The organism is Hydrocoleum sp. CS-953, assembly GCF_002260545.1.
GTDB lineage: Bacteria > Cyanobacteriota > Cyanobacteriia > Cyanobacteriales > Microcoleaceae > Trichodesmium.
This window is the reverse complement of record NZ_LGSU01000063.1, coordinates 1-1,839: the sequence shown is the minus strand read 5'-3', so window position 1 is coordinate 1,839 and position 1,839 is coordinate 1. Positions and strand designations below refer to the sequence as shown.

Here is a 1,839-nt window from a genome sequence, read left to right as displayed (position 1 = left end):
GGATAACTACCTCTGCTTAAAATCGAAAGGATTGAATCTAAGGAAATATTATTTCTTTTTTTATCTTGAAATAGAAGGCTTTATACCTTGATTTTTCGGTAAATCCTTTTTACAAAAACAACTTCTGACTTCTGACTTCTTTAATATTAGTCTTTATCCATAGTCCTCAACTAACTGAATAAATCAACAATTTACTTGTTTTTGTTCATGGGAATGTGGTAGTATCCGCCCCCTTCCCTCCTATGCAAATATTTAAAAATAGGATTATCTAGCGGGAAAAACAAATGACTTTATCCTTCAAACAATTAACTCTATATTTTTCTCTATTGTCCATTGGTAGTGCCACAGGATGGTTAGGCCATGATTATATCGAAGCTAAAAAATTGCTTAACCAAACTAATGCAATACCTGTAGTCAAGGAACAAACACAACCATCTAATCCAACTTCTGGAAATGGCCTAGTTTCCTCCACTAACCATAATTTTATTGCCGAAGCAGTGGAAAAAGTAGGTCCCGCAGTAGTCCGTATTGATGCCGCTAAAAAGTTAACAACTCAAGTTCCAGAAGCTTTAAAAAATCCTCTATTAAAACGCTTCTTTGGGGAAAATTTGCCTGCTCCAGAAGAACGAGTTAAGCGTGGTACTGGGTCTGGAGTAATTATTAGTCCTGATGGTCGCCTAATTACCAATGCTCATGTAGTCGATGGAGCAGATACAGTTAAGGTGACACTAAAAGATGGCCGAGTTTTTGATGGTCAGGTTAAAGCGGTGGACTCACTAACTGATATAGCAATAATTAAAATTGAGGCCACAGATTTGCCAGAGGTGTCCATGGGTAAATCAGAACAATTAATTCCGGGACAATGGGCGATCGCTATTGGTAATCCTCTAGGTTTGGACAATACTGTAACAGTGGGAATTATTAGTGCTATTGATCGTACCAGTTCTCAAGTGGGTATTCCAGACAAACGAGTTCGTTTTATTCAGACAGATGCTGCAATTAATCCTGGCAACTCTGGTGGGCCACTTTTAAATGCTCAAGGTGAAGTAATAGGAATTAATACAGCCATTAGAGCAGATGCTCAGGGATTAGGGTTTGCTATTCCGATAGAAACTGCAAAAAGAATTGCCGATGAATTATTTTTGTATGGGAAAGTAGAGCATCCATTTTTAGGTATTTCAATGGTTGATTTAACTCCCGAAGTAAAGGATGAAATTAATAGACAATTGGAGACAAAAATTAAGGATAATCAAGGTGTAGTAATTACAAGAGTTATAGAAGATTCTCCAGCAGAAAAAGCTGGTTTACGCCAAGGAGATGTGATTCAAAGAGTAGGGGGAGTAGCAGTTAAAAGTCCAACAGAAGTTCAACAAGAAGTAGAAAAAAGTTTAGTCGGAGAAGATTTAGCAGTAGAAGTAATTCGTAATCGGAAAATTGCCAAGATTTTAGTTAAACCTGATGCTTTTCCACAGTCATTTCAATTAGAAGTAGAAGAGTAATGGATAATGAATAATTGATAATTGATAATTAATATAGTCATTTCAAATAAAGATAGAATACTTTTTCTACTGAAATTATCTTCTAGTAAGAAATAGTTGTATTAATCTAAATTTAGAATGACTGTAATTAATAATTAATAATTCATGATTTATTTTTGTCATGGATATTTTGAGCAATCCTATAAAAACATTTCGCCTTAAAATGTGATATTTTAGACCTAATTATTTTGATAAAAATAGCAGTAGACTAACACAACTAAAATTGTGCGTTACGACAGATTGCTAAATACCTTTCACAAGTAAAATTTTAGCCTTAAATACGCACCCTACAATAATGAAC

General features: G+C 34.6%; 1 protein-coding gene. It reads left to right on the top strand.

Annotation, left to right across the window (positions count from 1 at the left end):
- Positions 1 to 284 precede the first annotated feature (284 nt).
- The gene (locus AFK68_RS00365) at positions 285 to 1,499 is read left to right on the top strand and encodes an HhoA/HhoB/HtrA family serine endopeptidase (protein ID WP_094670752.1); all 1,215 of its coding nucleotides are present in this window, start codon (positions 285 to 287) and stop codon (positions 1,497 to 1,499) included.
- The last annotated feature ends 340 nt before the right edge of the window (positions 1,500 to 1,839 follow it).